The following is a 23,836-nucleotide window of genomic DNA, read 5'->3' as shown; positions in this document are numbered from 1 at the left end:
GGGATAAAGTCGGGGTTAGCCCCCGCCAATGGCGTGCACCACCTCGACCCGATCACCGTCGTTAAGGGTAATGTCCGGGTGCTGGCTGCGCGGGACAATGTCTTCGTTCAGCTCCACGGCCAGACGCTTGCCGGTTAACTCCAGGCGCTCGATCAGGCCGGCTACGGTGGTCGCCTCCGGCAGCTCCATGGCCTCGCCGTTCAGTTGAATCTGCATAACAATACTCACCTCCGGGGTTTCTTGACGGCGGCAACCAATAATAACAACCAGCCGACCATAAAGCAGACACCGCCAACCGGCGTAACCGGCCCCAGCCAGTGGGTGCCGGACAACACCAGCAAATACAGGCTGCCACTGAACAGGGCAATGCCGGCGGTCCAGAAGCCGCAGGCGATTGCCAGCAAACGGCGGGACAGCCCCAGCGCCGGCATGCAGGCGGCCAGCGCCAGGATCAGGGCGTGGTACATCTGGTAACTGACGGCGGTGTCGAAGACCGCCAGGCCCCGTTCACTGACCACGCCGCGCAGGGCATGGGCACCGAAAGCTCCGGCCACCACCGCCAGCAAACCCGCCACGGCGCCGATGGTGAGAGCCCACCTGAGGATGTTCTGTTGCAAAGGGTCAGCTGCAGTCACAATGAATTCGCTCGCCGGTATCCAGATTCATCATGGTTAAAGCCCCTCCCCAGACACAACCGGTGTCCAGGCCGATAAACTGGTCGCTGTCGGTTTTGCCTTCCAGCGCGGCCCAGTGGCCAAAAATAATGCGGATGTCGTCCTGCCGGGGCAACTGGAACCAGGGGACATAGCCCTCCGGCGCGTCATCCGGGGGCAGTTTGGTGGCCAGCTCCAGGCTGCCATCTTCCGCGATAAAGCGCATCCGGGTGAAGTAGTTAGTGATCACTCGCCAACGTTCGATGCCTTCGAGTTGCTCGCTCCAGCAGGCCGGCTGGTTGCCGTACATGTGGGTGAAGTATTCGCCGGCGGCGTCACTGCGGATCACCTCTTCCACTTCCCGGGCGAGGGTCATGGCCTGCTCGACGCCCCAGATATGGGGCAGGCCCGCATGCACCATCACCAGATTACGGCTGGCGTCATGCACACACAGGTTCTGCTGGCGCAGCCAGGCCAGTAACCGGTCCCGATCCGGGGCATCCAGGATTTCCTGCAGTGTGTCTTTTTTCTTGAACCCGTGACCGCCAAAGGCAACGGCCAGCAAATGCAGGTCGTGATTGCCCAGAACCACCACGGCCGACTCAGCCAGGCTTTCGATATAGCGCAGGGCTTCCAGCGATGACGGCCCACGGTTGATGAGGTCGCCCGCCACCCACAAGCGATCACGGGAGGGCGAGAAATCCACTTTCGCCAGCACGTCCCTCAATCGTTCGTAACAACCCTGAATATCGCCGATGGCGTAGTCAGTCATTACTTACCTCTTCGTTCTCTGCCGGTGGCTTGCCGCTATCCACCAGGCTGTCAGCAATCTGTACGTACTCGGCCAGCCCCAGGTTTTCCGGGCGCAGCCCGTCATTGATGCCCAGTGTCTGTAGCTGCTCGGCGCTGATCAGTCCGCCCAGCGCTTTTCTCAGGGTTTTGCGGCGGGCGCTGAAAGCCGTGCGCACCACCAGTTGCAGGGTTTTGATGTCTTTGGCCGGGTGGGGCAGTTCTTTATGAGGCACCAGCCGGACAATAGCGGAATCCACTTTCGGCGCCGGCCGGAAGGCACCGGGGCCCACCTCGAACAACGGCTGCACCTTGCAGTAATACTGGGCCATGATGCCCAGGCGGCCGTAGTTGTTGTCACCGGGCACGGCGGCCAGTCGCTGCACCACTTCCTTTTGCAGCATGAAGTGCATATCGGCCACCACACCGGCCTGTTCCAGCAGGTGGAAAATCAACGGTGTGGAGATGTTGTACGGCAGATTGCCGATGATACGCAGGGGCCGGTCAGTCATCAGTTGGCTGAAATCAAAGCTGAGCGCATCCGCCTCGTGAATGCGGAATTCGGGGTAATTGAAAAACTTGGTGCGCAACACCGGGATCAGGTCACGGTCAAGCTCGACCACCTGCAGGCGGGGGTTCACCGCCAGAATTTCCTCGGTCAGCGCACCCAGGCCCGGGCCGATTTCCACGATGGCATCATCGGGCTTGGGATTGATGGCCCGAACGATACGCTCAATCACGCCCGGGTCGTGCAGAAAGTTCTGACCAAAGCGTTTGCGGGCCTTGTGCCCGTGCTTGTTACTCATGCAGGTTACTCATCCAGTGTTTTTGGCCGCCTGACGGTAGCGGGCCATGTGCTCGGCCACGCGGATGGCGGTGCGCAGGCTGCCGGCGTCGGCCTTGCCGGTGCCGGCCAGGTCCAGAGCCGTGCCGTGGTCCACCGAGGTGCGCACGATGGGCAGACCCAGGGTGATATTGACCGCACGACCAAAGCCCTGGAATTTCAATACCGGCAAGCCCTGGTCGTGATACATCGCCAATACGGCGTCGGCGTTGTCCAGCCAGTGCGGCGTGAACAGAGTGTCGGCCGGCAACGGGCCCGTCAGTTGGATGCCCTCGGCCCGCAGTTTCTCGAGGGTTGGCTCAATGACCTCGATTTCCTCCCGGCCCAGGTGCCCACCTTCACCGGCGTGGGGGTTCAGGCCTGCCACCAGGATGCGTGGATGTTCGATACCGAAAAAGGTTTTCAGGTCGGCATTCAGGATACGCGTGACCTGGCTCAGGCGTTCAGGTGTGATTGCCGCTGCTACGTCTTTCAGGGGTAAGTGAGTGGTCACCAGTGCAACACGGAGGTCTTCGGTGGCCAGCATCATCACCACCCGTTCCACACCACACAGCGCCTGAAGGAATTCGGTGTGACCACTGAAGGCAATGCCGGCCTCGTTGATCACGCCCTTGTGCACGGGCGCGGTCACCATACCGTCAAAATCGCCAGTCAGGCAGCCCTTCGCGGCGACGGTCAGGGTATCCAGCACATACTGGCTGTTGCCGGTATCCAGCTTGCCCGCTGCGTGTGAGCCACAACCATCCACATGATACACAGACAAATGCCCTGCGCCGGTTTCCGGTGCCTGGCCGGGCAACCAGTCATGCAACTGGACACCCAGCCCCAGAGCCTGTGCCCGGGCGGCCAGCAGGTTTCTGCAGGCCACCACCACCAGACCCGCCTGCCGGGGTTCTCCAGCCAGTTGCAGGCACAGCTCAGGGCCGATGCCAGCCGGCTCGCCGGCGGTCAGGGCCAGTGTGACCGGTTCACTCATGAGGCGTTTTCGTCTTCATTGTTGGCATTCAGGTCGGAATATTCACCTTTGAATTCAACAAAGGCTTCATCCCGAATTTCCCGCAACCAGTTCTGCAGTTCCTGCTCGAACTTGCGCTGGTAAATGGCCTGGCGCGCCTGTGACTCACGATTGGCGTCGGTGACATCCTGCTTCCGGCGTTCCTGAACCTGCAGAATGTGCCAGCCGAACTGGGAACGGATCGGGCCGTAGAATTCGCCTACTTCCGCGTCCATCATCGCCTCTTCAAACGCAGGCACCATCTGGCCCGGGCTTACCCAGCCGAGATTGCCACCGTCCGAGCCGGAGACAGAATCATCGGAGAACTCACGGGCCAGGGCGGCGAAATCCGCACCGTCCTGCAACTGCTGGTAGATCTCCTGAATGCGCTGCTCAGCCTGGGCTTCTGTCACTGCATCAGACGAGCGAATCAGGATGTGGCGAACCCGATGCTGCCGGACGAATTCCTGCTGCTCAACACCGCGTTTTTCCATAACCTGCACCAAGTGAAAACCGCTGTTGTTCTCCAGGATGTCGGAGGTCTCTCCCTCCGCCAGGTTCGGTACTACCGGCGCGACCAGAGACGGTAACTGGCTTTCTGAACGCCACCCCATGTCGCCACCTTCCAGGGCATTGCTGGCATCAGATTCGGCGACCGCTACTTCCCGGAAGTCACGGCCATCGACAATCTCCTCTCGCAACTGCTCGGCTTTCGCCCGGGCTGCATCTTCAGAGGCCTCGTTACCGGGCTCCTCGGTTTCAATGAAGATATAGGCCAACCGGTATTCCGGTTCGTTCGCGCCACGCGACTGCTGCGCCTTCAGGTAGCTTTCCACTTCGCTGTCGGTGATGCGCACCCGGTTACCCACCCGACGCTGCTGCACCCTGCTGCTCAGCATTTCATTGCGAATCTGCTCGCGAGCCTGCTGGTAGGTTACCCCTTCCCGGGTCAGTTGCTGCTCGAACTGTTCCAGGGTCATGTTGTTGTTCCGGGCGATGTTGGCCAGGGTCTCGTTCAATTCGTTATCACTGACACGAAGTCCCAGCTCATCGGCCATCTGCAACTGGATGGATTCGGTGATCAGTTGCTCCAGCACCCGCTCCTCCAACTGCTGCCGGGGAGGTAGCCCCGTGCCCTGCGCGCTCAGGCGACCGATAATGGTGTTCACCCGCGCATCCAGTTCGCTTTGCAGAATGGCCTCGTCGTCGACGATGGCCACCACCTGGTCCAGCAGTTTTCGCTCGGCCTGGGCCGAAACCGACAGCGCCACCATGGCCAGTGTCAGCAGCAGTGTCAGTCCGTGGCGGACAGTTGCCTTCATAATCACCTCTTGGTTGGTCAATTCGCAGCAATCGCCCGTCAGGGGCGCGCAAATCCTGATGTGTATTACTGGCGCGGGGTGCCGAAACGGCGGCGTTCGCGTTCATCATAGCCGTAGATGGCGTCCGACAGGTCTTCGGTGGCTCCGCCACTGCCTCCCAGGCCCTTGAGTTCCACCCGGAACAGTATCCGGCTGTCCAGCTCTTCATCGCTGGTCAGATAATTCTGGTGCACCACCTGCACGCTCCAGCAACAGTTGTTGTATTCAATGCCCGCCAGACTACCAGCGGTACGGTCATCAACGGAATCGTACACCCACCGGCCAATGGCGCTGACCCGGTCGGTAATGGGGAAGACCGTGCCAATGTCGGTTTGTTCCAGCTCATCATCGGTACTCACCAGACCGTCACCACGATTGTAGGTATGGCCGAGGGTGGCCAGGTAACGGTAGTCCTCTGAGTGGAAAATCAGCTGGCTGCGGCCTTCAAGGGTTTCCTGGTTTTCATGATCCCACAGGCCGGAAGAGCGGATTTCCAGATTCTCCAGCGGGTTGAGCACCAGCTCACCGGCCAGCGGTGACTCCGTGTCGGAACAATCTGCCATGCCACAGTTGCCGTTCAAAGTGACATCCCAGTCATCAAAGTAATGCACCTGACCAATACTGACCCGAGCCCGCTCGGCGCCGGTCAGCAGGTCGTTGAAACGGCTGGTGAGGGCAACGGTCAGCTGATTGGTGTCCCCCACCCTATCGCCACCGGAAAAACGGTTACGCTGGAACAGCTGGTCAAAACGGAAGCTGCGCAGGCCGGCGTCAAAATCCGGAATGTGGCCCTGGTCGTCGGCATCGGCCCAGGCGTAGTACAGGCGAGGCTCCAGCGTCTGGTTGTAGGGTACGTCAAACAACTCGCCCCGGCGATCAAAGTAAAGCCCGTTATCCCACTCGAACACCGGCACGGTACGGTCGAAGCTGCCATCACGCTGGTTGTATTCATAATCATCGAGCTCGTAGCGGGTGTAATCCAGACTGACCGACGGCCGGCTGTAACCCCAGAGCGCACGCATGGGCAGTGCCACTTCCGGGATGGCACGCACGCGCTGGCCGGTGGCCTTCTCCAGGCCACTCAGCTCTTCGTTATCCCGGTCAAACCAGGTGTACTGGCTTTCAAGCAATGCCTCAAAAGGGCCTGCATCGAGCGAGCCGCCGTATATGATTTCCGGAAGCTGGTCATAGGGCTTGTTGATATCCAGCACATCTTCATCGAGGGTCTGGTAGCCGTTCAGGTAGGCCTCGAAATACTGGTTCGAAGCGGAATAGCGCACCCCGCCGCGCCGGCGCAGATGGGTCGCGGAATTGATTTCCAGTGTCCGGTTCAAATCGCTCAGGTAATCTTCATCCGACACCGCGGCGTAATCCACGTAGCCATTCCAGCCTCCGCCAAAACCGGCACGGGTGGTGAAGTCCAGCGCCCAGCGCTCGCCATCTTCGCCCGGGAATTCTTCTTCATACGCCGAGTCATTATTGATGTAGCCAAGTTGCAGGACCGATTGGCCCAACTCACTCAGGTACCGGCCCTCCACTTCCGAAAACACCCCCCGGCCGTGGATGTATTGGGGCGTCAGGGTGGCATCGTAATGGGGCGCCAGGTTCAGATAATAAGGCGTGGCCAGAAACGCCCCGCCACCGGCGTTGGACGAACCAAACTGGGGGTACAGGAAACCACTCTTGCGGCGGTCATCAATGGGGAAGGTCAGGTAGGGCCAGTAAAACACCGGTGTGTCCAGCACTTCCAGGCGCACGTGTTTGGCGGAGCCAAAACCCTCGGCTCGGTCGAGTTCGATGTCGGAGGCCACCACCGCCCAGTCATTCTGTTGCGGACCGCAGCTGGTCAACATGCCATTGGTGATCACCACCTGGTCTTCGCCGATGCGTGAAAGCGAGGAGGCCGTTCCCCGCAGCTCGGCTTCATGGAACAGGAAGGTCGCGGTATTCACATCAAACCGGCCACTGTCGACCGAATACAGGGCATCCTCACCAGTCAGCAGAAAATCCTGCCCCCGACTGACCATCGGCCCCCGCAGATTCACTTCGCCCGTTTGCTGGTTATAGCGGGCCTCACTACCCGTGGCCTGGAAACCGCCCTGACGCAGCTCCACATCCCCCTGCAGATACAGCTCCGAGTCAATCTGATAGCGGGCATCGCGGGAGCTGGCCTGCAGTGGCATCTCTCCGTTTTTATCGGCCACTCCGGCCGGCGTGGCGTCCACATTCGATGGCAAATACCCTCCGCTGCAGAACACCGGCACCCGCTCGCGCACCTCTTCCGGCAACTCGCTGCGCGGGCGCCAGTCCAGCTCGGCTGCGCTGGGGCCTGAACTCTGCACTCTCCCGGCCACAGTCTCGGCATGTGAATGACCGGCCGGTACCAGCCCGGCTGCCAGCCCGGTTACCAGCAGGCTGCGGGTAAAGCGGGCCCTGACTCCTGTCAGACAACGATTGCGGCTGGGCACGGTGGCAAGGTTCCTGTTCCGGGTGAATAATAGGGGTTTAAACGTGTGCCTAGTTTACACGCGCCCCACCGGCTTGTTAACGGAAACACCGCTGCAAATCCGTTTTACGCTCTTTATACTGGCCTGCTATTCTCGGTAACCTCCAACGAATTACCGGCTACCAGCCATACCAACTCAGGAAGCGCGCGCCTCATGGATACCCGCCTGCACTTGTTGACTCAATGGGTCCGGCACTTTCCCGGCCTGGCAGAATCCACGCCTGAACCGGTCTCGGGCGATGCCAGCTTTCGCCGTTATTTCCGGGTCTGGCAGCAAACCGGGGGCGAGCCAAAACCGCTGATCGTGATGGATGCCCCGCCGGAGCACGAGGACTGCCGGCCGTTTCTGGCCATTGCCGGGCACTGGCACCGGCACGGCATTGGCGTTCCGGCCATTGAAGCGGAAGATTTGCAACAGGGCTTCCTGCTGCTTGAGGACCTGGGTGACCAGCTGATGCTAGCGGCATTGAATGAATCGTCCGCCGATGCACTCTACAAGCCGGCACTGGAGGAACTGGCCCGCATAGCCGGGCTGCCGGAACCGGACAATTACCCCCTGCCGGCCTACGATGACGCTCTGCTGGACCGGGAAATGGCACTGTTCCCGGAGTGGCTGCTGGAAAAACACCTGGGTCTGGCGCTGGACAATCAGGAGCGCGCCCTGCTGGACACGGCGTTCGCTCTGCTGAAGGAAAGTGCACTGGCGCAGCCGGTGGTGACCGTGCACCGGGATTACCACTCCCGCAACCTGCTGATCCGTGACGGCCAACCCTACCCTGGCGTGATTGATTTCCAGGACGCGGTGCGCGGCCCGGTCACCTACGACGCCGTTTCCCTGCTCAAAGACTGCTATGTTCGCTGGCCGCAAGCACGCATTCAGCAATGGCTGGAATACTATCGCCAGCAAACCCTGGCCGCCGGCCTGCACCGGGCCGACAGCGCCACCTTCGAGCAATGGTTCGAGCTGATGGGCATGCAACGCCACCTGAAAGCCGCCGGCATTTTTGCCCGCCTGGCCATTCGCGATGGCAAGGAAAGCTTCCTGGCGGACATTCCCCGGACCGTCAGCTACCTGCGCGATGCCAGCGCCCGCCAGCCGGCTTTCCGCCATTTCCACGAATGGCTGTGTGATGTAGTAATTCCCCGCATCGAGGCCAGCATCGGCCCGTTGCCGGAACCGGAACGGAATCAGGAGTGTCGTGCCCAGTGAAAGCGATGATACTCGCCGCCGGCAAGGGCGAGCGCATGCGCCCTCTGACCCTGCACACCCCCAAGCCGCTGCTGGAAGCCGGCGGCAAACCACTGATCGTGCACCACATTGAGCGCCTGAAGGCCTCCGGCTTCACCGATCTGGTGATCAACCACGCCTGGCTGGGCGGGCAGATTGAACGCAAGCTCGGCTCCGGCGAGCCGTTCGGCGTGTCCATTCGCTATTCCGACGAGGGCGAACCGCTGGAAACCGCCGGCGGCATTGTGCGGGCCCTGCCATTGCTGGCCGACGGGCAATCGGAATGGTTTGTGGTGATCAACGGTGATATCTGGACTGACTTCCCCTTCACCAAATTGCGCCCACCGACTAATCCGGGCTGCCGGGCAGTCGTCGTGGTTACCGACAATCCGGACCACAACCCGGACGGCGATTTTCATCTGGACTCCGACGGCCGCCTGGCCAATCAGGGCGGCAATCTTCTGACCTTCACAGGCATCAGCCTGCTGCACCGGGCGCTGTTCAATGGGCTGGACGACAGCGCCGGCAAACTCGGCCCGGTGCTGCGACAGGCCATCGACCGGGGTCAGGTGCACGGGCTACACCATCGCGGCCAATGGATGGATATTGGGACGCCGGAGCGTCTGGCACAACTGGACGAAATGCTGCGCAGACAGGAAGGCCATTCATGAGCGATAGTCCCAGCCTTCCCCCAAAGCTGGACAACCTGCTTGCCGGCCAATTAAAGCGTCTGGCCAGTGTCGGCAACCAGGCCGGGGAACTGGTGAAACAGGACGGCTTACCAGGCCCTTACCGGCATCTGCTGTTCTTCTTTCTCGGTTTTATTGCCAAAGGCAGCGGGCGGGTTACCGAAACCGATATCGCCTACGCACAGGATTTGATGACAGCCCTGGGTCTTTCAACCCGCCAGCGCAAGCGGGCAATTCAACACTTCCAGAAGGGCAAGGGCACCGGGAACCTGCCCCTGTACCGAGGCCTTTGGCTGCGCGCTCAGACACCGCTGCGCACCAGGGCTGCCGTCAGCACAGCCATTTGCCTGTGCCATGGCGCCCAGGTACTGGGCCAGCCGGCCAAACCACGGCGCTATCGCTGCGAGGACAGCCTGATTCGCCTGGGCCTGCCGGTGGCAATCGCGGATGAGATTTTCGAGCATTACGCCAGCAAGGTCTGGGCCCAGGGCCAGGCCGCCCGGGCAAAACCCGCCACCTATGAGCAGGCCTGCCTTGTACTGGGCGTGACCCGCCGGGACAGCCTGGAAGAAATCAAGCGTCAGTACCGCAAGAAAGTCTCTGCCTGCCATCCGGACAAGCTGGCACAACAGAAGCTGACGCCATCCGAGCGGGCCATGGCCAAGGACCAGCTATTGAATTACCAGGTGGCGTGGGAACTGATCAAAAAACGCCATCGCCTGGCCAGCCGTTAATGCTAGAACTGTCCACGTAACCGGCTCACCACACCGGCGGCATCTTCCCGCCGGGGCGGGCTGGCCAGAGGCAATGCCTGGCGCCGGTAATTCGACACGCCCTCCCGCTTGAAACGGGCCCCGCGCTCACGGCCCTGCCGGCCCGTATCAGCCCCACTGCCGTGCAAGTCCAGCAACCACCAGTTACGCTCTGCGGCCAGCAATTCCGCCATGGCCTCCAAACGCGCTGGAGAGAATGCCGGTGCCAGCCAGACAGCGCCTTCCAGCTGATCCCTGCCGGCCGCCCACTCGGCCACATAATCAGCCGACCATCCCACGCTCACCACCAGAAAGGTCTGATAGCCCCGCTCTTCAAGTTCAGAGAACGCCGCATCCAGCAGGGACCTCACATTCCTGGCGTAGTTGTCGAAGATTTTCTCCAGTTCCTCATCCGACGCCACATCAATCATGACCGAACTGCCATCCCGATTCGCCGGGTTGCCAGTTTCGGCATTGCCAGTCTCCGAATCCTCTTCATTACCCGGTCGGGGCACGTCCCGGGCCAGGCGACTGCGGCGAAGATCCTCCGGCGGCGCCCTCAAGCCCAGGGTCATGGTCGCCATCCCCGCCTCCGGCAAAGTCCGGCGCAACGCCCCGGTCACCCCCTGGTCGGCCGTCTGCCCCTCGTCCGCCAGCACAATCACCGCGGCCCTGGCCGGCGTTTCCAGCTCCGGACTGAACAGAGCCAGCGCCCGGCTGTCATCCTCCAGATCCAGCCAGACCGCCTGCTCCGGGTACTGACGGGCCAGCCCCCATTCCCCCAAACCGGAATGCAGCACGGGGCGATCTTTAGTCTGCGCCGATGCCTGCTTTTCCTCATTCGCCTGCTCATCCGCGGGTGCTTGCTCCGCGCCCTGCTCCTGAGCCAGGGCACCACAGCTCCAGATCCACAACAGGCCGAACACCAGCCACGAACTCTTCCGTTTTCCGATCAAAGCCATTACCCCGCGCTGCGAAATTGGACGGCAAGCTGATAGACTATCACCTTAGAACCAACCGACTGACTGAATCCATCGAGAACCAACCTAGAGAGCCCCGATGAACCCATACCTGATTGCCCCATCCATTCTCTCCGCCGATTTTGCCCGCCTGGGCGAAGAAGTTGACAACGTACTGGCCGCCGGCGCCGACGTGGTCCACTTCGATGTGATGGACAATCATTATGTGCCCAACCTGACCATCGGCCCCATGGTGTGCGAAGCCCTGCGCAAGCACGGCGTAACCGCCCCCATTGATGTACACCTGATGGTTTCCCCGGTGGACGACCTCATTCGTATGTTTATCGACGCCGGCGCCAGTTACATTACCTTTCATCCCGAAGCCAGCAACCACATCGACCGCTCCCTGCAGCTGATCCGCGATGGTGGCTGCAAGGCCGGCCTGGTGTTCAACCCGGCCACGCCGCTGAGCTACATGGATTACGTGATGGACAAGCTGGACATGGTCTTGCTGATGTCGGTTAACCCCGGCTTTGGCGGCCAGAAGTTCATCCCGGGCACCCTCGACAAGCTGCGAGAAGCCCGTCGGAAAATCGACGAAAGCGGCCACAACATTCGCCTTGAGATCGATGGCGGCGTGAACACCGACAACATCCGCGAGATCGCCGAAGCCGGCGCCGACACCTTCGTGGCCGGCTCCGCCATCTTCAAAACCCCGGACTACAAAACCACCATCGACGCCATGCGCGCCGAACTGGACGCAGCCCGCAAGGCCCGGGGCGAATGAGCCTGAAAGGCCTGTTCAACCCCCGCTGGCCGGGGGTTGCCCTGTTTGATCTGGACGGCACCCTGGTAGACAGCGCGCCAGACCTGGCCGAGGCGGTGGATCTTACCCTGCGGGAGCTTGGCCGCGCGCCGGCCGGTCTGGAAAAAGTTCGCCCCTGGGTGGGCAACGGTGCGAAGGTCCTGATCCGCCGGGCCCTGGCCGGCAAGCGGGACTGGCAACCGCCTCGCCCGGAAGACGACGAGCTGATCGACAGCGCCCTGGAGATCTTCTTCAAACACTACCGGCACACCAACGGCAAGTACGCCCGCGTCTACCCCGGCATCAAGGAATGTCTGGACCACCTGAGAAGCTGTGGTTGCCGCATGGGCGTGGTCACCAACAAACCCCAGCAGTTCGTCGCCCCACTGCTGGAGCAAACCGGATTGGCTGATTATTTCGAGCTGACCCTTGGCGGCGACGCACTGCCCGAGAAAAAGCCCGAACCGGCACCTGTGCTGCATGCCATGAAAGAGCTTCACGGCACCGTGGGCACCACGGTCATGATCGGTGACTCCGACAACGATGTGAATGCAGCGCTGGCTGCCGGCATTCCCTGCGTGGCGGTGCGCTATGGCTACAACTCAGGCGCTGCCATCGACAGCCTGGGGGCGGATGCGGTGGTGGATTCGCTGGTGGAGCTTTTGTAAGCACACTTTACTGGCCCGGCGTCAACCACCCCGTCAATCGAGCGACCGCCCGATACAGCCAACTGCCAATATACAGAGCGGGCAACAGCAGCAAGAACCACCCAACAACCTGCACCGCCCAGGCCGGGTAGCCCAGCACTTCTGCCACTTCGGCGAAAAGGTCACTGATCAGGCCGGGATTGGTAACCATCAGATAGCCCACACCCACCACAGCGGGCCACCTGGCGTAACGGGCGGACTTGAGCATCATTCGCCCGCCGTTCACCAGTCGTGTGGCAAGCGCCGCCGAGCGAGTGCTTCGGGCCGCACCCTTTGAGGACACACCAATAGCACGTCCCAACCGCAAAACCTTCAGGGTACTGGCGCCGACCAGCACATCCAGCGATGCCCAACCGATGTCACCGGCGGAGATCTCTTCCCCGGTGCGCTGACGAATCTCCAGGTTACGGATACCACTGGCAAAAAACTGATTGAGGTTCTCCAGCACCCGCTCGGTCATGATCCACTTGACCTCTCCCTGATCATCAACGACGAACTGGCCCAGAAAATCATGCCCTTCGTGCTGAATGAAGCCGATGGCGTACCAACCCCGCTCCACTGGCCTTAACGGGGCATTCCCGGCAGCCTCGGGGCTTTCAGTGGCATCGGGGTTTTCGCCATCACCAAAATACGCCTTCAGCGACTGGTAGCGGTCAGCCAGGTTGTTCATCAGTTCGATAGAACCGATCGGGTTGGCCAGAAAGTAATGGATGGGCGGCAGGACATGTTCACCATAAAGCCGGAGAACGTCCTGAAACTCTTCCTCTGGACCGTACAGGGGGAAAAGCGCTCGCGTCATATCCGGATAACGCAGATAGGCCGCGCGGGCCTTGAGAAACAGCAACTCGTCGTCCGTCATGTCCAGCAGGGCTGCCTGGAGCTCCAGCGGTTCGTTTTCGATGCCGGGCAATTCGCCCAGGGAGTCTTCGGCCTGAATGCGAACCAGCCTTTCCTCGATAGGCATGGGGTGGGAGCGGACCGTCGCCACCAGCGCGATCACCAGAGCCAAAGCACCGATGAAGAGAAACTTTTTCACAGTCTTACCCGCCCGGCTTTAATGCCGGGAACAAAGAAGATCCTTGAGTGTAGAGGCTGGGCACAGCCATGAGAAGCGTTGCGGGCAGACGCGTCAGGGCCTCGAAGCTAGCGATTCAGTTCGTACGCACACATATTCACGGCCGTGGCCAAATTGAGCGATTCCAGAACACCGGCGCCTGGAATCGAGTACGCGGTGACATCCAGCCCGGCCAGTTCGTCATGGGGGACGCCGCGCGCTTCATTGCCAAAGATAAAGCACTGCTCTCTGGTAAACCCTTCACTGGAAAGCGGTGCGCCTTCGATATCCAGGCACGCGAAGTGATCAAATCGAGTTTTCAGCTCATCGAGGCTGACATCCAGCTCAATGGGCAAGTGGAAAATCGCCCCCATGCTGGCACGCACAACCTTGGGATTGTACGGGTCCACACTGTTGGGGCTTAATACGCAGCGAAATCCCCCGAACCAGGCCAGGGTTCGCAGAATGGTCCCCAGATTGCCCGGGTCCTGGACTTCGTATAAATAAATGGTTTTTCCCCGGGTTGTTTCACCCGCATTGGCACAAGGCGCAGATTGCTGCTCAGCGGTACGAAACGGCACCACCGCCACAATGCCCTGTGGGGTCTGCGTATCGGCGATTTTTTGCATTTGCCTGTCGGTAATACGCACCTGTTCCAGCGATGTCGCCACGTCGCCATAGCTTTCACTGACATAAACTTTCGCCTGCCGGAATGCGGGAACGGCTTTGGCCGCCTTTTCCAGCTCCAGGATCAGGTGCTCACCTTCCACCAAAAAGCAGCCCAGGTCTTTGCGGCCTTTCTTCTTGTGCAGCTTTTTTATGTCATCCAGTTTCATCGTGCGTTACTCAACCAACCAAAATCGCATCTACCACTGCTGTGCCACTCACCCGCCCAAATCAGGCCAGAATGGCCACAGTGCCTGCAAAGCAGGCGAATACTAGCATGGATCGGGATTTCCCGGTGTTACAGCCCTCTGCCTGAGCAGGTATAATCCGCGCATCATTCAGGTTCGACTTAGAGCAATGACATGGCCAGATCCAAAAGCAGCCAGCAATGGCTTGATGAGCACGTCAACGATGTATATGTGAAACGCGCGCAAGCCGATGGCTATCGCTCCCGCGCCAGCTACAAACTGCTTGAACTGATTGAGAAGGACAAGCTGGTCCGACCCGGCATGGTGACCATGGACCTTGGCAGTGCGCCGGGCGGCTGGTCGCAGGTATTGGCGAACATTGTCGGCGCCAAAGGCCGGGTGATCGCGTCCGATATCCTGCCCATGGATTCCATTGCGGGTGTGGACTTCATCCAGGGCGACTTCACCGAAGACGACGTCTTTGACGACATCATGGCCACCCTGGATAACGCCCCGGTGGATCTGGTGGTATCGGACATGGCTCCCAACATCAGCGGTATCAATGTGGCCGACCAGGCAGCTTCCATGTATCTGGTGGAGCTGGCTCTGGATATGGCCCGCCAGGTCCTGAAACCCGGTGGCTGTTTTGTCGCCAAGGTGTTTCAGGGGGTAGGCTACGACGAGTACCTGAAAGACGTGCGCACGTCGTTCAACAAGGTGCTGATTCGCAAACCTGATGCGTCACGCGCCCGCTCCCGCGAAGTCTACGTGGTGGCCAAAGGCTTCAAGGGCTAGCCGCGCGCCTTCTTGACGCTTGGCTTGCGTGGCCGTTTTGACTTTGGCCCCGTGTTCTTATCAACAAGTTTACCGCCAGGCTTGCCGCCCGGCCGGTTTTTATTTCCGCCCTTGCCGGGTTTCGCCGGTTTGCCCGACGGCTTCCCTGGCTGTTGCCGGCCCTTGGGGTTAGCGCCGGCTTTTTTGGCTTTGGGCGGGCCACCACGTTTCTGACCGGGCTTTTTACCGGACCGTTTCTGCGTGGTTTTCTGCCCGGCAGGCGCCTCAGACGTTGAGTCTTTAATGGCGTCCATAATACCGTTCAGCTCTTTTTGAGTGAGATCGCGCCATTCGCCCACGGCCAGGCCCTTGAGATTCACATTCATGATGCGAACACGTTCGAGTTTGACCACATCGTAACCGAAGTGTTCGCACATGCGGCGAATCTGGCGGTTCAAACCTTGCACCAGGGTAATTCTGAAGACCCTGGCGGACTCCTGTTGCACCTTACACTTCTTGGTCATGGTGCCCAGAATCGGCACCCCGTTGGCCATGCCCTGAATAAAGCCCTTGGTAATGGGCTTATCCACTTCCACCAGATATTCTTTTTCATGGTCATTGCCCGCGCGCAGGATCTTATTCACCAGGTCGCCGTTACTGGTCAAAAAGATCAGGCCCTGGGAATCTTTATCCAGGCGACCAATGGGAAAGATTCGGGTACCGTGGCCCACAAAGCGCTGGATGTTATTGGGCTCACTGGTGTCCGTCGTGCTGACGATACCCACGGGTTTATTCAGTGCAATGAACACAAAGTCGTCAGCCTCTGGCGGCTCAACGAGTTGCCCGTTGACCTTCACCGTATCCCCGGGCATGACAAGGTCGCCCACCACAGCAGGCCTGCCATTCAAAGACACATTACCCTGTTCAATATAACGGTCCGCTTCCCGGCGAGAGCACATGCCGCTGCTGCTGATGTATTTATTGAGACGGGTCGACGAGGCATTCGGCATAGGTAACGGCTTATCTTGAGGATTGAGTTAAAATCAGACTGCGGCCAGAACGGCACCAGGCTCGCAGCCGTCGCCCGCCTATCTTAGGGTATTCGCGCCTTCTGCTCTATGGTTAACACCGTGCAGCGGATTGTTAAAGCCTGCCCGGCCAGTACCAAGGATACCCCCTCGGCAGTTCAATACTGGCGTTTTCGCTATCACCGGTGTTTGTATTGCGTGGGGCAATACCCTCTGTTCACCCGGGGGTCGCGTAACCCCAGGTGCTTGGTTGAACGCCCGGACACCCTTGCCCGCCAAAGGTTAAAACTGCCCCGTTTCAGGCGACGGCGCATAAAACGAATGACCTCTTTCTCTTTTAGGCCAAATTGAGCCTCAATTGCCTCAAACGGCGTCCGGTCTTCCCAGGCCATTTCAATAAGGCGGGACTCTTCCGCTTCCGTCAGTTGCATTATTTTCCTCATTCGGCTCGTTTGCCCGGCTATTTACGCCACCGCTGCCAAATGGATTCATGAGGCCGAATGGCCCCTGCTCAATTTCCACCCCGGCAACCCGATATTGTACCGGGGCCGGCTGGCTGCAATAATCCTTCTCTTATTCTCTTGCGACCCGGCAACAGTAAATCAGGCAACACGGTGAGTCCCATGGCGAGCATCTTCAGCAACACAATGAACCAGTAATGCCGTCATGATTCTGATGATCGACAACTTCGATTCCTTCACCTTCAACGTGGTGCAGTACCTGACCGAGCTGGGTGGCGAGGTGCGGGTGGTCCGCAACGACGAGATCACGGTTGAAGCCATGGAGGCGTTGCGCCCGGAACGGCTGGTCATTTCGCCCGGGCCGTGCACGCCAAATGAGGCGGGCATTTCGATGGCAGCCATTCGCCATTTTTCCGGCAAGCTGCCGATCCTGGGCATTTGCCTGGGCCACCAGGCCATTGGGCAGGTGTTTGGCGGGCAGGTGGTGCGCGCCGAGGCGATGATGCACGGCAAGGTCTCGCCCATGTTGCACGCCAGCACCGGGGTGTTCCGGGGGCTGAACAATCCGTTGAACGCCACCCGTTACAACAGCCTGGTAATCGACAAGGCCAGCCTGCCGGATTGCCTGGAGATCACAGCCTGGACCCAACACGCGGACGGCTCGGTGGATGAGGTCATGGGCGTACGCCACAAAACGCTGCCCATTGAAGGGGTACAATTCCACCCGGAATCGATCATGACCGAGCAGGGCCACGACTTGCTGCGCAACTTTCTGACAACCTGAGGGGCCACAATAGATGGACATGAAACAAGCACTGAACCGCATCGCCTCCAATCTGGACCTCTCCCGGGAGGAAATGAAAGACGTGATGCGCATCGTGATGAATGGTGAAGCCACCGACGCCCAGATTGGCGCGTTTCTGATGGGCCTGCGCCTGAAAAGTGAAACCATTGACGAGATCACCGGCGCCACCGAGGTGATGCGAGAGCTGGTGACAGGCGTCACCGTCAACGCCGACCCGCTGGTGGACATTGTCGGCACCGGTGGCGACGGCGCCAATCTGTTCAACGTGTCTTCGGCTTCGGCCTTTGTGGTGGCGGCCGCCGGCGGTTTTGTCGCCAAGCACGGCAACCGGGGCGTGTCCTCCAAGAGCGGCAGCGCCGACCTGATCGAGAAAGCCGGCATCAACCTGGACATGAAACCGGAGGAAGTGGCCCGCTGCGTGGAAGAAATCGGCGTGGGCTTCATGTTCGCCCCGGCCCACCACGGCGCCATGAAGCACGCCATCGGCCCGCGCAAGGAGCTGGGCTGCCGCACCATTTTCAACATCCTCGGCCCCATGACCAACCCGGCCGGCGTGAAACGCCAGCTGATCGGTGTGTTCACCAAAGAACTGTGCCGCCCCATGGCGGAAGTCATGTATCGCCTGGGCGCCGAGCACATCATGGTGGTTTGCTCGAAAGACGGGCTGGATGAAATCAGTCTGGCCTCGGCTACTCATGTGGCAGAGCTGAAAGATGGCGAGATCACCGAATATGACATCACCCCGGAGGATCTGGGCGTGAAGAGCCAGTCGCTGGTGGGGCTGACGGTGGATTCCTCCGAAGAGTCACTGGCACTGATCAAGGCGGCCTTTGGTCGTACCCACGATGAAACCACTGAAAAGGCCCGTGACATGATTGCCCTGAATGCCGGCGCGGCAATCTACGTGGCCGGTCTGGCCGATACCGCCAAAGAAGGCGTGGACATGGCGCTGGATGCCATGGGCTCTGGACTGGCTGCCGGCAAGATGTCCGAGCTGGCTGATTTTTCGCAGTGTTTTTGATGCCGGTTTGCTGACTTTGTAGCCGGCCTATCAACAAAGCTGGATGGAGCCGGTGGTGAGGTGCTTTCCAAAACTGTCTGCAGCCATGGATGGCTGCAGTCAAGCCCTACAGGGACGTACTTGTGGGCGTGTTTTGGAAAGCACCTCACCATCGGCTCCTGCACCCAATTTTACGAGCCTGATATGACCGAACGACATCTGGATAAAACTCCCACCATCCTGCGCAAAATCGTGGAACGGAAGTGGGAAGAAATCGAAGAGCGTAAGCCGAAGGTTTCCGAGGCGGACTTTAAAGCCATGGCAGGCGACCAGCCACCGGCGCGGGGATTCGCCAATGCCTTGCGGGCGCGCATTGAACAGCAGACCCCAGCGGTCATTGCCGAGATCAAGAAGGCCTCCCCCAGCAAGGGCATCATTCGGGACCCGTTCATTCCGGAACAGATCGCCGAAAGCTACGAGCGTGGCGGCGCGGCATGTTTGTCGGTACTGACCGATCATGATTTCTTCCAGGGCCACGAGGACTACCTGAAAGCGGCCCGCGCCGCCTGCAGTCTGCCGGTGATTCGCAAGGACTTCATGGTGGCGCCGTACCAGGTGTACGAAAGCCGGGCCATGGGCGCGGACTGCATCCTGCTGATTGCCGCCTGCCTGAGCAGGCACCAGATGCAGGAACTGGAGGGCATCGCCCACGAAATCGGGCTGGATGTGCTGGTGGAAGTGCACAACGGCGAGGAAATGGACGACGCCCTCACCCTGGGCACGCCGCTGGTGGGTATCAACAACCGGGACCTGCATACCTTCGAGGTCTCGCTGGACACCACCTTTGCGCTGCACGAGCGAATCAGCAAAGAGCGCCTGACCATCACCGAAAGCGGCATCATGGCCCGCGACGACGTTCAGGCCATGACCAGCCGGGGCATTTACGGCTTTTTGGTGGGCGAATCCTTCATGCGGGCGCCGGAGCCCGGCGAGAAACTGCGGGAGTTGTTTTTCCCCGCCGGTTAAGCGCCGCTTCCCGCCAGCATCAGCCGGCCTATTCCGCCAGCGCCTCCTGCATCACCTGCTGGAGGTGCTCGGGCAGCTCGCCGGCCAGCGCCAGGGCCGCTTTGTGCCCGCGCGGAGTCATTTTCCCCCAGGTACGGCGCACGATGTGTACCCATTTTTCCCGGTCATAATCCGGGTTGTCGTCGAAGAACTGGCTGAAATAGCGCTCCAGGAACACCATACAGGCCACATCTTCAAGTAACTGGGTGTCCTCGTCTTCCCGCAGCTTGCGTTTGGTGAGAATGGTCTCCACCCGTTCGCACTCTTCGACGGGGTAACCACAGTCCGCCATGATTTCCGCTGCCCGGCGCCCATGCATGCGACCGCAAGCCTGGCGCCACTGGTAGTAGTTCTTTTTCCCTTCCCCGTAATCCGAGCGCGGCAGGGTCCAGCGCTCGATGTGCTGGGCCCTGCAGGCAATCTGCATTCGCTCGCTGGGTTCAGGCTCCAGCTCGAACAGCCAGCGGGTCATGTGCTGGCTGTAGGCGTATTCCTTGGGCAGGGTCTGGTGGCCAACCTGTTCCTGATTGGGGTCCTGAAGGTTGGCCTGGTCAATGGCCTCGATGGCGCAACTCAGCTTGTCGCTGTCAGTCATGGTTCCTTATCCCTGAATGCATTCAAACCGAAGCGGAGGGCCGGGCACTGATACGGTCATACCAGGCCTGCAAATGCTCCTGTTCCGGGGCAATACGAATCTTCACCACGCGGGCAAAGGCAATCGTCACGAAGGCAGAAATGTCGGCGGCCGTGAAACGGCCACAGCAAATGTAATCCCGGTCGGCCAGATGCTCATCAAGAAACATCATGAAATCCTGCACCTGGGTGCCGCATTCGTCCCCCCATTCCTTGATCGGCTTCATGCGGTCCCTGAAATAGCCGGTGCCATGCTGAAAGCACATGGTGGTGGGCTGCATCAGATAGAATTCGATCCAGCGCAGCCACTGTTCAATCTGTGCCTTTTCCAGCGGGGTGTCACCCAACAGGTGCGGGGTATCCGGGTAGGCCTCCTCGAAATACCTGCAAATGGCCAGCGTCTCGGAGATGCAGGTGCCGTCGTCCAGCTCCAGCACCGGCACTTTTTTCATCGGGTTGCGGGCGGTAAATTCAGGGGTCAGATTTTCGCCCTTTACAATGTCGACCTGTTCAAACCGGGCCTTGTCCAGCAGACCTTTTTCGGCCATGAACATGCGCACACGTCGGGGGTTGGGGGCAGTGCTGGTTTCGTAGATTTTCATCTTGTTATTGGCTCCATAAAATCACAGTCACAGGTTTTTGAGACTGACCGCAAAGGCCGATTACGTCAAGGTATCTCGCCGTTTCCGGCAAGAAGGGTTACCCTTGGCCCATTCAGGTTTCCGGAGGCGCCAATGAGCATCAAACTCTATCAATTCTGCATTTCCCATTATTCCGAGAAAGTGCGCTGGGCGCTGGATTACAAGGGCATCAACTACCAGCCGGTGAACCTGCTGCCCGGGCAACACCGAAAAACCATCCTGTCCCTGACCCGGGACGAGTCGTCAGTACCGGTGCTTGATCATGACGGCGAGATTGTCCAGGGCTCTTCACGGATTCTTGATTACCTGGATGAGACCTTCCCCGACAACCCGCTGGCACCGGCAGACTCTCAACAGAAGGCGCAGGCACTGGCCTGGGAGAAAAGGCTGGATGAGGAAGCCGGGCCGGCAATCCGCACCTGGATCTACCATTACTTCCTTCAGCGCCCGAAAGTCGTGGTGCCCATGCTGACGGCCGGCACGCCTTTCTACAACCGCATCCTGCTCAGCCTGGCCTTCAGCCGGGTGGACGAGATTATGCGCGAGGCGATGAAGATCAACCAGAAAACTGCGGATCAGGCCCAGGAAACCCTCGAGAGCCTGTTAACGGAGCTGGCAGAGGTGTACCGAAAACAGCCGTTCCTGGCCGGAGAGCACTTCACCCGCGCGGATATAACCGCCGGCGCCCTGCTGGCGCCTTTATTCATGCCGCCCCAGTACCCGGTGCCCTGGCCCAAACCCCACAAGGTGCCCCGGCCCGTTCAAGCCTGGCTGAAAGACTGGCAAGCCACCGTGGAACCAGTGGCCCGAATGTACCGCGAAAACCGTTAGTCGACCCCTGCACTGAGAGCCCTGAGAGCAAGGCGCAGTGGCGAAGGTTTGGTGGCGCCAAATCGAGCCGCTGCAACGTGGCTATCGATATTCTCACGCTCAGCGGGTGCCGTGGACGACCATGGTTTTGCCTTTTACGCGCACCAACCCCTGGTCTTCGAGGGTTTTCAGCACCCGCCCCACCATTTCCCGGGAACAACCGACAATGCGGCCGATTTCCTGGCGGGTGATCTTGATCTGCATGCCGTCGGGATGGGTCATGGCGTCCGGTTCCTTGCTCAGGTCCAGCAGGGTGCGGGCCACGCGGCCGGTGACGTCCAGGAATGCCAGGTCGCCCACCTTGCGGGTCGTCTGGCGCAGGCGCGAAGCCATCTGTTCGCCAATGAAGTAAAGCACGCGCGGATCTTCCTTGGCGATTTCCCGAAACTTGGTGTAGCTGATCTCCGCCACTTCGCACTCGGTTTTTGCCCGCACCCAGGCACTGCGCGAATCCATGTTATCAAACAGGCCCATTTCACCGAAAAAAGCGCCGGCGTTCAGGTAGGCCATGATCATTTCCCGGCCCTCATCGTCTTCGATGATAACCGTGACCGACCCCTTGATGATGTAGAACAGCGAATCGCTCTTGTCGCCAGCGTAGATGATCGTGCTTTTGGCGGGATAGTGCCGGCGATGACACTGGGAAAGGAAGTAATCTAGGTGTTGGTTTTTCTGCTCAACAGGCTTAACGATGGTAGCCATGGTACGGGGCGAGCCTCCTGGGAATCTGCCGGTAAGTGGTCGTTGTTATTGTTGCTATTTCCCTGCAGACAATACGGATTAACGATACTGCTACTTCTTATAACAAGAAGGTTAAGGTTCGGCAACTCGCAGCATTTCTAATGTAGCCTGCTACGACAGGGCTTCCAGCGCGTTCAGGCAGCTGTTCAGAGCGCCTGTCTGTGCTAGCATCCGCCAGACTTTTCCCCTAATTGGCGATTCAAAAATCGGGAGCACCAACACCATGAAAGCAACCATCGACTGGACCGGCAATGCCAGTTTCAAGGCCACCAGCGGCACCGGCCACAGCATCCAGATGGACGGCCCGCCCGACCATGGGGGCGAAAATCTGGGGCCCCGTCCGATGGAAATGCTGTTAATGGGGCTGGGTGGCTGCTCCTCGTTCGATGTCATGAACATCCTGAAGAAGGGCAGGCAGGATGTGACGGCGTGTCACACCGAACTGGAGGCCGAACGGGCGGACGCTGTGCCTTCGGTGTTCACCAGGATTCACCTTCACTTCGTGGTGACCGGCCACAACCTGAAAGAAAAGCAGGTTCAGCGGGCGGTCAGCCTGTCCGCCGAGAAGTACTGCTCGGCCTCCATCATGCTGGAAAACGCCGGCGTTGAGATTACCCACAGCTATGAAATCCGGGACGCCGATTAACCCCATCCGTCCCGGAAATTGCGGACAGTGAAAAGCGTTTGTAAAACCTATTCACTAGCCTGGGTGCTGTGCATAATACGCCCTTTCAATACCGGTCTGCGCAATAGGTGAACAATGACCACAGAAAGCAAACTGCAGCTGCACGGGTTCAACAACCTGACCAAGTCCCTGAGTTTCAACATCTACGATATCTGTTACGCGCAGACCGAAGAACAACGGGCGGCCTATATTGATTACATTGATGAGATGTACAACGCCGAGCGCCTGACCCAGATCCTCAGCGATGTGGTAAAAATTATCGGCGCCAACATCCTCAACATCGCCCGCCAGGACTACGAGCCCCATGGCGCGTCAGTCACCATGCTCATTGCCGAGCACGAGTTGACCGGCGATGAAGCCAACAACGAGGAATCGCCCGGCCCGCTGCCCGACACCATCGTGGCGCACCTCGACAAGAGCCACGTGACCGTACACACCTACCCGGAAAGCCACCCCCACGATGGCGTGAGTACGTTCCGGGCGGATATCGACGTGTCCACCTGTGGCCTTATCTCGCCGCTGAAGGTGCTGAACTACCTGATTCACAGCTTTGATTCGGATGTGGTCACCGTGGATTACCGTGTACGCGGCTTCACCCGTGACGTGGACGGCACCAAGCACTACATCGACCACGACATCAATTCGATTCAGAACTACCTGTCCGAGGATACCCAGGCGGCGTACCAGATGATTGATGTGAACGTGTACCAGGAGAACCTGTTCCACACCAAAATGATGCTCAAGGACTTCAATCTGGACAACTACGTGTTCGGTGTGAACGCCGAGGACCTGGATCCGGTGGAAGCCGAGTCCATCGAAAACAGGCTGCGCCGGGAAATGCTGGAAATCTTCTACTCCCGCAACGTGGAATAATCGATGATGCGGCAGCCTCCGGGCTGCCGTTTTTCTTTCTTCAGTTTTTTTGAACACACCCGCCA

At 59.6% G+C, this 23,836-nt stretch carries 27 protein-coding genes; 12 read left to right on the top strand and 15 right to left on the bottom strand.

Annotated elements, in window-relative coordinates; genetic code table 11:
• Positions 1-15: 15 nt before the first annotated feature.
• The 7 genes from thiS to BMZ63_RS02650 all read right to left on the bottom strand — a co-directional run bounded on the left by thiS (position 16) and on the right by BMZ63_RS02650 (position 7,028).
• A complete protein-coding gene (gene thiS / locus BMZ63_RS02680; RefSeq protein WP_091701315.1) occupies positions 16-216 on the bottom strand; it encodes a sulfur carrier protein ThiS in 201 nt (66 codons plus the stop codon).
• 8 nt (positions 217-224) lie between these two features.
• Positions 225-635: a DUF423 domain-containing protein gene (locus BMZ63_RS02675; RefSeq protein ID WP_091701313.1), complete on the bottom strand. Its 411-nt coding sequence runs from the start codon at positions 633-635 to the stop codon at positions 225-227.
• Positions 622-1,425: a symmetrical bis(5'-nucleosyl)-tetraphosphatase gene (locus BMZ63_RS02670; RefSeq protein ID WP_091701310.1), complete on the bottom strand. Its 804-nt coding sequence runs from the start codon at positions 1,423-1,425 to the stop codon at positions 622-624. The genes BMZ63_RS02675 and BMZ63_RS02670 overlap by 14 nt, the downstream gene beginning before the upstream one ends.
• Positions 1,418-2,248, bottom strand: coding sequence for a 16S rRNA (adenine(1518)-N(6)/adenine(1519)-N(6))-dimethyltransferase RsmA (rsmA, locus tag BMZ63_RS02665; protein ID WP_091701306.1), 831 nt, complete (start codon positions 2,246-2,248; stop codon positions 1,418-1,420). Before rsmA ends, BMZ63_RS02670 begins: the two co-directional genes overlap by 8 nt.
• 9 nt (positions 2,249-2,257) lie before the next feature.
• A complete protein-coding gene (gene pdxA, locus BMZ63_RS02660) occupies positions 2,258-3,262 on the bottom strand; it encodes a 4-hydroxythreonine-4-phosphate dehydrogenase PdxA (protein WP_091701303.1) in 1,005 nt (334 codons plus the stop codon).
• Positions 3,259-4,602 carry a peptidylprolyl isomerase gene (locus BMZ63_RS02655; RefSeq protein ID WP_091701827.1) on the bottom strand — a complete coding sequence of 448 codons (1,344 nt, stop codon included), beginning with the start codon at positions 4,600-4,602 and terminating at the stop codon, positions 3,259-3,261. Before BMZ63_RS02655 ends, pdxA begins: the two co-directional genes overlap by 4 nt.
• Before the next feature lie 65 nt (positions 4,603-4,667).
• On the bottom strand, positions 4,668-7,028 hold the full coding sequence (locus BMZ63_RS02650; RefSeq protein WP_177187022.1) for an LPS-assembly protein LptD: 2,361 nt from the start codon (positions 7,026-7,028) through the stop codon (positions 4,668-4,670).
• 273 nt (positions 7,029-7,301) lie between these two features.
• Between BMZ63_RS02650 and BMZ63_RS02645 the strand changes: the two genes are divergently transcribed.
• From BMZ63_RS02645 to BMZ63_RS02635, 3 genes are read left to right on the top strand one after another with little or no spacing between them, the layout of a single operon-like run.
• Positions 7,302-8,357 (top strand): aminoglycoside phosphotransferase family protein, encoded by a 1,056-nt coding sequence (locus tag BMZ63_RS02645; RefSeq protein WP_091701301.1) that lies wholly within the window; start codon positions 7,302-7,304, stop codon positions 8,355-8,357.
• Positions 8,354-9,046, top strand: coding sequence for an N-acetylmuramate alpha-1-phosphate uridylyltransferase MurU (murU, locus tag BMZ63_RS02640; RefSeq protein ID WP_091701298.1), 693 nt, complete (start codon positions 8,354-8,356; stop codon positions 9,044-9,046). The genes BMZ63_RS02645 and murU overlap by 4 nt, the downstream gene beginning before the upstream one ends.
• Positions 9,043-9,798 (top strand): DnaJ domain-containing protein, encoded by a 756-nt coding sequence (locus BMZ63_RS02635; protein WP_091701296.1) that lies wholly within the window; start codon positions 9,043-9,045, stop codon positions 9,796-9,798. The genes murU and BMZ63_RS02635 overlap by 4 nt, the downstream gene beginning before the upstream one ends.
• 2 nt (positions 9,799-9,800) lie before the next feature.
• On the opposite strand, the gene BMZ63_RS02630 is transcribed toward BMZ63_RS02635, so the two are convergent.
• A complete protein-coding gene (locus tag BMZ63_RS02630) occupies positions 9,801-10,778 on the bottom strand; it encodes a DUF3530 family protein (RefSeq protein WP_091701293.1) in 978 nt (325 codons plus the stop codon).
• A gap of 97 nt (positions 10,779-10,875) precedes the next feature.
• Between BMZ63_RS02630 and rpe the strand changes: the two genes are divergently transcribed.
• Together rpe and BMZ63_RS02620 are read left to right on the top strand one after the other, a co-directional pair.
• The gene (gene rpe, locus BMZ63_RS02625) at positions 10,876-11,562 is read left to right on the top strand and encodes a ribulose-phosphate 3-epimerase (RefSeq protein WP_091701290.1); all 687 of its coding nucleotides are present in this window, start codon (positions 10,876-10,878) and stop codon (positions 11,560-11,562) included.
• Positions 11,559-12,248: a phosphoglycolate phosphatase gene (locus BMZ63_RS02620; RefSeq protein WP_091701287.1), complete on the top strand. Its 690-nt coding sequence runs from the start codon at positions 11,559-11,561 to the stop codon at positions 12,246-12,248. Before rpe ends, BMZ63_RS02620 begins: the two co-directional genes overlap by 4 nt.
• Positions 12,249-12,255: 7 nt before the next feature.
• On the opposite strand, the gene BMZ63_RS02615 is transcribed toward BMZ63_RS02620, so the two are convergent.
• Positions 12,256-13,323 carry a hypothetical protein gene (locus BMZ63_RS02615; RefSeq protein ID WP_091701284.1) on the bottom strand — a complete coding sequence of 356 codons (1,068 nt, stop codon included), beginning with the start codon at positions 13,321-13,323 and terminating at the stop codon, positions 12,256-12,258.
• 107 nt (positions 13,324-13,430) lie between these two features.
• Positions 13,431-14,177, bottom strand: coding sequence for an RNA methyltransferase (locus BMZ63_RS02610; RefSeq protein WP_091701282.1), 747 nt, complete (start codon positions 14,175-14,177; stop codon positions 13,431-13,433).
• A 192-nt stretch (positions 14,178-14,369) separates the two neighbouring features.
• Here BMZ63_RS02610 and rlmE point away from each other — a divergent pair, with 192 nt between their 5' ends.
• Positions 14,370-14,990 carry a 23S rRNA (uridine(2552)-2'-O)-methyltransferase RlmE gene (gene rlmE, locus BMZ63_RS02605; protein ID WP_091701279.1) on the top strand — a complete coding sequence of 207 codons (621 nt, stop codon included), beginning with the start codon at positions 14,370-14,372 and terminating at the stop codon, positions 14,988-14,990.
• Here the strand turns inward: rlmE and rluF are convergent.
• Together rluF and BMZ63_RS02595 are read right to left on the bottom strand one after the other, a co-directional pair.
• Positions 14,987-15,979 carry a 23S rRNA pseudouridine(2604) synthase RluF gene (gene rluF / locus BMZ63_RS02600; RefSeq protein ID WP_091701277.1) on the bottom strand — a complete coding sequence of 331 codons (993 nt, stop codon included), beginning with the start codon at positions 15,977-15,979 and terminating at the stop codon, positions 14,987-14,989. The genes rlmE and rluF overlap by 4 nt on opposite strands.
• A 197-nt stretch (positions 15,980-16,176) precedes the next feature.
• Positions 16,177-16,428, bottom strand: coding sequence for a TIGR03643 family protein (locus tag BMZ63_RS02595; RefSeq protein ID WP_091701274.1), 252 nt, complete (start codon positions 16,426-16,428; stop codon positions 16,177-16,179).
• Between the two features lie 235 nt (positions 16,429-16,663).
• Here BMZ63_RS02595 and BMZ63_RS02590 point away from each other — a divergent pair, with 235 nt between their 5' ends.
• The 3 genes from BMZ63_RS02590 (at position 16,664) to trpC (ending at position 19,289) form a co-directional block, all read left to right on the top strand.
• Entirely contained in the window at positions 16,664-17,242 is a 579-nt protein-coding gene (locus tag BMZ63_RS02590; RefSeq protein ID WP_091701271.1) for an aminodeoxychorismate/anthranilate synthase component II, read from the top strand.
• A 13-nt stretch (positions 17,243-17,255) separates the two neighbouring features.
• Entirely contained in the window at positions 17,256-18,284 is a 1,029-nt protein-coding gene (trpD, locus tag BMZ63_RS02585) for an anthranilate phosphoribosyltransferase (protein WP_091701268.1), read from the top strand.
• 183 nt (positions 18,285-18,467) lie between these two features.
• Positions 18,468-19,289: an indole-3-glycerol phosphate synthase TrpC gene (trpC, locus tag BMZ63_RS02580; protein WP_091701821.1), complete on the top strand. Its 822-nt coding sequence runs from the start codon at positions 18,468-18,470 to the stop codon at positions 19,287-19,289.
• 28 nt (positions 19,290-19,317) lie between these two features.
• Here trpC and BMZ63_RS02575 read toward each other — a convergent pair whose 3' ends face one another.
• Both BMZ63_RS02575 and BMZ63_RS02570 read right to left on the bottom strand, forming a co-directional pair.
• Entirely contained in the window at positions 19,318-19,923 is a 606-nt protein-coding gene (locus tag BMZ63_RS02575; protein ID WP_091701265.1) for a DUF4202 domain-containing protein, read from the bottom strand.
• Between the two features lie 22 nt (positions 19,924-19,945).
• Positions 19,946-20,563 (bottom strand): glutathione S-transferase family protein, encoded by a 618-nt coding sequence (locus BMZ63_RS02570; protein ID WP_091701262.1) that lies wholly within the window; start codon positions 20,561-20,563, stop codon positions 19,946-19,948.
• Between the two features lie 132 nt (positions 20,564-20,695).
• On the opposite strand from BMZ63_RS02570, the gene BMZ63_RS02565 reads away from it, so the two are divergent.
• Positions 20,696-21,433: a glutathione S-transferase family protein gene (locus BMZ63_RS02565; RefSeq protein ID WP_091701260.1), complete on the top strand. Its 738-nt coding sequence runs from the start codon at positions 20,696-20,698 to the stop codon at positions 21,431-21,433.
• A gap of 99 nt (positions 21,434-21,532) precedes the next feature.
• On the opposite strand, the gene crp is transcribed toward BMZ63_RS02565, so the two are convergent.
• Complete coding sequence (gene crp, locus BMZ63_RS02560; protein WP_091701257.1) at positions 21,533-22,174, bottom strand: cAMP-activated global transcriptional regulator CRP; 642 nt, start codon at positions 22,172-22,174, stop codon at positions 21,533-21,535.
• Between the two features lie 262 nt (positions 22,175-22,436).
• Here crp and BMZ63_RS02555 point away from each other — a divergent pair, with 262 nt between their 5' ends.
• A complete protein-coding gene (locus tag BMZ63_RS02555; protein WP_091701255.1) occupies positions 22,437-22,859 on the top strand; it encodes an OsmC family protein in 423 nt (140 codons plus the stop codon).
• Between the two features lie 114 nt (positions 22,860-22,973).
• A complete protein-coding gene (gene speD / locus BMZ63_RS02550) occupies positions 22,974-23,771 on the top strand; it encodes an adenosylmethionine decarboxylase (protein ID WP_091701253.1) in 798 nt (265 codons plus the stop codon).
• Positions 23,772-23,836: the final 65 nt, after the last annotated feature.

Source organism: Marinobacter persicus (assembly GCF_900114155.1).
GTDB classification, from domain to species: Bacteria; Pseudomonadota; Gammaproteobacteria; order Pseudomonadales; family Oleiphilaceae; genus Marinobacter; species Marinobacter persicus.
Note: the sequence above shows the minus strand (reverse complement) of the source record. Positions and strands in the feature narration are given on the sequence as shown.